We start from the raw sequence: 4,929 nt of genomic DNA on the forward strand, positions 1-4,929 counted from the left end.
GAATCCGGGGTTGACCCCGCCGGCGGCGGTGCTGCCGCTGGGGTTCAGCAGCACCCCGACGGTGAGGGCGAGGATGCGCAGGTCCAGCAGCAGCGAGCGGTGCTGGACGTACCAGAGGTCCAGCTCGATCCGTTCCGGCCAGCTGATCGAGTTGCGGCCCCTGACCTGCGCCCAGCCGGTGAGGCCGGGCCGGACGTCGAGCCGGCCCCGCTGGCGGCGGGAGTAGTGGACGACCTGCTCGGGCAGCGTGGGCCGGGGCCCGAGCACGCCCATCTCGCCTCGGGCGACGTTCCAGAGCTGCGGCAGCTCGTCGAGGCTGGTCTTGCGGAGCATCTCGCCGAGCCGGGTGATGCGCGGCGCGTCCGGCTCCTCCGGAGAGCGTCTGTCCCGCATGGTGCGGAACTTGAGGATCTCGAACTCCTTGCCGCGCCACCCGGTCCTGGTCTGACGGAAGAGCACCGGTCCGCCCATCGTGCAGCGGATCAGCAGGGCGATCACCAGGCCGAGCGGAATCGCGACGATCCCGGCCAGGACGGTGACCGCGAGGTCCCCCTCGCTTCATGACGGTCCTTCCCCCTGATGCGGTGTGGTGGAGTGCGCGGGCTCAGCCGACCGTCCAGGGCAGGGCCTTGGCGCGGGCGACGGCCGCGTAGGTCTCCAGCGAGACCCTGGCGACGGCGCGCTGGTCGAAGTGCGCAGCAGCACGGCGCCGGGCTGCGGCGCCGAGCCGGTCGCGCAGGCCGGGCTCGGTGAGAAGCCGGTCCAGCGCGGTGGTGAGGGCCGGAGCGTCCCCGGGCGGGACGAGGAGCAGGTGCTCGTCGTGGGTGCCGATCTCGCGGCAGCCGCGGATGTCGCTGAGCACCATCGGGAGGCCGCCGGCGGCGGCCTCCATGGCGGAGCGCGAGAACCCCTCGCGGTAGGAGGGGAGCACGAAGACGTCGAGGGCCGCGTACACCGCCGGCATGTCGCCGCGCGGGCCGGGGAACTCGACGCCGGACTCGGCGCCGTGGGCGTCCGGCTTCTCCGGGTCGTCCGGGCCGATCCAGACGAAGCGAGCCTTTCCGGCCAGCGCCCGGGCCGCCTCCGCGTACTCGCGGATGCCCTTCTCGGCCACCCGCCGGCCGACCCCGCCGACCAGCAGCTCGTCCGGCCCGACGCCGAGTTCGGCACGGAACCGGGCGCGGGCACGAGCCCGGTCGCCCGGGTCGGTGGCGAAGCGGGTCAGGTCCACGCCGTTGCCGACCACGCGCGAACGGCGGGCCGGCACGGCACGGGACAGGGTGCGGCGGTCCTCGCCGTTCTGGTACAGCTCGGCGTGCGAGAAGCGGCCCGCGAAGGCTTCGGCGCCGAGCACGAACGCCCGCTTGGCGAAGGGGTCGTTGGCCTGCGCCCAGAGACCGTGGCAGGTGTTCACCACCACGGGCACCCGGGCGAGCCGGCCCAGCACGCGGCCGAGCACGCCGGTCCTGGGGTTGTGGGTGTGCAGCACGTCCGGACGGAGCCGGTTCAGCACGGCGAGCAGCTCGCGGGCGGCCGCGGCGTCGGCGCGGGGCTGCCAGGCCCGGGTGAGCGCGTGCAGCGGCTCGTGCCGGACGCCGATCGCCTCCAGGTCGGGCACGTACGGGCCGGGCGCGCTGATGCCGTACGTCTCGAAGCCGGCCTCCAGGTCCACCTTGAGCTCGGTGGCCAGGAGGAGGTGAAGGCTCATGTCGACGGTGGTGAGGTGGGCGACGCGCAGCGGGCGGCCGCCGGGGCCGCGCAGCCGGGGCATCAGCGCGCGCGGCCCGGATGCGATGGGGTCGGGCGCGGTGGGGCGCGGCACTGCGAGGCGGCCGGAGGCGGTGGACTCGGAAGCGCCTGGCTCGGGAGCGGTGGGCTCGGGTAGCGGGGCGGTGGACTCAGGCACGTGCACCCACCGCCTTCGCGGTCGCGACGATCCGGGCGTAGGCCCGCTCGGGTATCAGCCGGCCGTAGAGCTTCGCGCGGAAGAAGGCGATCGGGTCGGTGCGGCGGACCGGCACCCGGCAAAGCCGAACCGGGTTCCCGCCCGGAGTGTTGCGCCCGACCTCACCGGTGGCGGCGGTCCGGAACCGGGCCCGCAGCGCCGACTCCATGTGCGGGACGGGAACGCCCCAGGTGTAGGCGTAGTGCCGTGGGCGGGCCCCGAGGTGCTGCTCGACGTCGTCGCTGCAGGCGTCCAGTTCGGCGGTGGTGAGCAGCTCGGGCCGCGCGTGGCTCCGGGTGTGGTTGGCGACGGTGCACAGGCCGGAGGCGGACGTCTCGCGCAGCTGCTCCCAGCTGAGCCCCGGGACGCCCGAGGCCTTCGCGGTCGAGCCCTCCCAGCGCATCTCGCCGCCGACGTGGCCGCTGGCGAGGAAGACCGTGAACGGGAGGCCGCGCTCGCGCAGCAGCGGCCAGGCGTTCTCGTAGACGTCCACAAAGCCGTCGTCGAAGGTGAGCACCGTGCTGGGGGTGCGGCGGCCGGCCTCGATCCGGTCCACGGCCTCGTCCAGCGAGACCACCCGGCCGGGCGGGAGTTCGGCGAGCAGGTCCGCCTGGGCAGTGAAGTCCGAGGTGGCGACGTCCAGTTCGTCCGGGCTGCCGCCGCCGACGCGGTGGTAGATCAGGACGGTGGCACCCTCGCCCGGCCTGCCGCCGACCGCACGGGCCAGCTGACGTTTCACCTGCGCGCGGATGCCCCCGGACGCACCGGCCGCCGCCCCGGACGCCGCGGGCCCGGCTGTGCCGCTCATCGATCCCCCTCCGCCTTTTCCGCCCTTCGCGGCGCCCTCCCCGGCGCCGCCAAGTGGCCTTTCATCCGGCGCAGTTGGCGACCGGGTGAAATCACAGTATGGGGAACTGTGGGGCTGATGACCCGGAATTGTGAAAGAAGCGAGAAGGAGTTGGCACATGGGCTGAAAACCGGCCGATCCGACCGGTTGGAATCGATCAGCCGTTCAGTCGACAGCATGGCTTTCCGGCTTCCCGGCCGCGGCCCTCGGCCCGGTCCGCCCGCTCGCCCGCCGATGGGGCTGCCATCCCGGCCGGTCGCTGTCCCAGCGGGTCACGCCGGTCGCTGTCCCAGCGGGTCGCGCCGGTCGCTGTCTCAGAGGGTCGCGCCGCGCCGGTACCTCAGCAGGGCGAACGCGATCCTGCCGAGCAGGAGCACCCCGGCCGCAAGACAGCCGGCCACCGCCATTGCCCACGCCGGACCGTCACTGTCCGGAACCACCACCGCGACCACGATCCCGATCGCCAGACAGGCCAGGCCGACCATCGCCAGCGGGATCTGGTGGGTGACCAGCGCACCGCCACTCCATGCTCGGGCCATCCGGGTCGCACCCTGCAGGTGGAAGTGATCACGTTCCGCATCTGCCATGAGCCCAAGGTACCGCGAGGCCGCCCGGGAGGCAGCCCGCAAGGAGTCGTATTCCCGGCACTCTGCGCAACCGAAATGGCCTCGGCGACACTCCGGCGCACCCCCTGGGGGGTTTGTTTCGGACCCGCGAAAAATCCTCGCCCGTCCGGTACAACCATCTACGGCGTGTAGGGGTCTCCACTACATTGAGCGATCCAGGAGCCGTCCGCGGTGCGGGTTGGGAGTCCCCGCCGAGGACCGGAAAAACCCAGGGGGCGGAGCCGCCGTGCCCTGGAGTCGGAGGCCGGGCTCCGTCCTCCGGCGGTACCGCCACGCCGCACCGGCGACCGAGGGGGAACCGTGCCGCAGTCCCAGTCCACGACATCGATCTCCAGGCCCCGGAGCAGCTCCGTGGTCCGCGCCCTTCCGGGCGTGAACGTGCACCCGCTGTCGCAGGCGGCCGCCGGGCAGCCGGCCGCCCGGCGACCCGTCGTCCGTCCGGTAGCGGCGGCACACCAGTCGGCCGCCGGGCGCGGTGACTGGCTGCGCTTCGCCCCCGTCCAGCCGCTGTTCCGGGCCCGGGCCGCGCAGCGGCTCGCCGTGCTCGCGTACCACGGCGTCACCGACCCACGATCCTTCGGCGCCCAACTCGACCGCCTGCGAAGACTCGCCACACCCGTCTCGCTCTCCGCCGTCCAGCGAGCCGTCACCGAACGGCGGCCCCTGCCGGCCCGCAGCGTCCTCGTCACCTTCGACGACGCCGACCGCAGCGTCCTCACCCACGCCCTGCCCGCCCTCAACGACCGGGGAATCCCGGCCGCCGCCTTCGTCATCTCCGAGCTGATCGGCACCGAGAAACCGTTCTGGTGGCACGAGGCCGACTTCCTCGCCCGGCACGGGGGACGCGCCCGCTCACTCGACTGCGGACACCCCTCGCAGCTGCTCCCCCGGCTCAAGGCCATGGCCGACCCTGACCGGCGGCGCAGCCTCCAGGAGCTGCGGGTCAGCGCCGACCGTCGCCCTCCCCGGCAGGAACAGCTCACCCCCGCCGACCTGCTCGCCCTGCGCGAGGGCGGAGTGGCGATCGGCAACCACACCCAGGGGCACCCCTGTCTCGGCCGCTGCGACGACGCCACCGTCCGTGCCGAGATCACCGGCGCCCACGAGGCCCTCACCCGCTGGCTCGGCGAACCACCGGCCGCCTTCGCCTACCCCGACGGCGGCCACGACCCGCGCGCGGAAAGCGTCCTGCAGGAGCTGGGCTACCGCCTCGGCTTCCTCTCCGACCATCGCCTCGGCCCCCGCCTCCCCAACCACCCCCTTCAGATCAGCCGCCTCCAGGTCGACTCGACCACCAGCACCCGCCGGTTCGACACCATCCTCTCCGGCCTCGAACCCGCCTACCGCCGCTGGCGCGGCCAGGCCGTGGCCTGACGGCGAGGGCTAAGCGGGTCGCGTTGCGAGGGAGGACGGCCCCCCCCAAAACCGGGCAGCCGGCGTTGCCGCCGCCGGCCACGCCCCCCCCCGCGGGCCCCCCCCCCACCACCACACTGTTGCAAATTCACCGGCCG

At 73.8% G+C, this 4,929-nt stretch carries 4 protein-coding genes and 1 pseudogene; 1 reads left to right on the plus strand and 4 read right to left on the minus strand.

Annotation, left to right across the window (positions count from 1 at the left end):
- The 4 genes and pseudogenes from ACFC1F_RS42595 to ACFC1F_RS42610 form a co-directional block, all read right to left on the minus strand.
- Nucleotides 1-537: pseudogene (locus ACFC1F_RS42595) on the minus strand (sugar transferase); the annotation flags it as partial.
- A gap of 67 nt (nt 538-604) precedes the next feature.
- Nucleotides 605-1,906 (minus strand): glycosyltransferase, encoded by a 1,302-nt coding sequence (locus ACFC1F_RS42600; protein ID WP_376167117.1) that lies wholly within the window; start codon nt 1,904-1,906, stop codon nt 605-607.
- Complete coding sequence (locus tag ACFC1F_RS42605; RefSeq protein ID WP_376167119.1) at nt 1,899-2,753, minus strand: polysaccharide deacetylase family protein; 855 nt, start codon at nt 2,751-2,753, stop codon at nt 1,899-1,901. Before ACFC1F_RS42605 ends, ACFC1F_RS42600 begins: the two co-directional genes overlap by 8 nt.
- Before the next feature lie 353 nt (nt 2,754-3,106).
- On the minus strand, nt 3,107-3,379 hold the full coding sequence (locus ACFC1F_RS42610) for a hypothetical protein (RefSeq protein ID WP_376167121.1): 273 nt from the start codon (nt 3,377-3,379) through the stop codon (nt 3,107-3,109).
- 339 nt (nt 3,380-3,718) lie between these two features.
- Between ACFC1F_RS42610 and ACFC1F_RS42615 the strand changes: the two genes are divergently transcribed.
- Nucleotides 3,719-4,792: a polysaccharide deacetylase family protein gene (locus tag ACFC1F_RS42615; RefSeq protein WP_376167122.1), complete on the plus strand. Its 1,074-nt coding sequence runs from the start codon at nt 3,719-3,721 to the stop codon at nt 4,790-4,792.
- Nucleotides 4,793-4,929: the final 137 nt, after the last annotated feature.

The organism is Kitasatospora sp. NPDC056181, from assembly GCF_042266225.1.
Taxonomy (GTDB): domain Bacteria; phylum Actinomycetota; class Actinomycetes; order Streptomycetales; family Streptomycetaceae; genus Kitasatospora.

What these genes read in the sequence shown, in the direction of transcription:
- ACFC1F_RS42610 (WP_376167121.1), bottom strand. Translation starts at nt 3,379, where the DNA reads ATGGCAGATGCGGAACGTGATCACTTCCACCTGCAGGGTGCGACCCGG.
- ACFC1F_RS42605 (WP_376167119.1), bottom strand. Translation starts at nt 2,753, where the DNA reads ATGAGCGGCACAGCCGGGCCCGCGGCGTCCGGGGCGGCGGCCGGTGCG.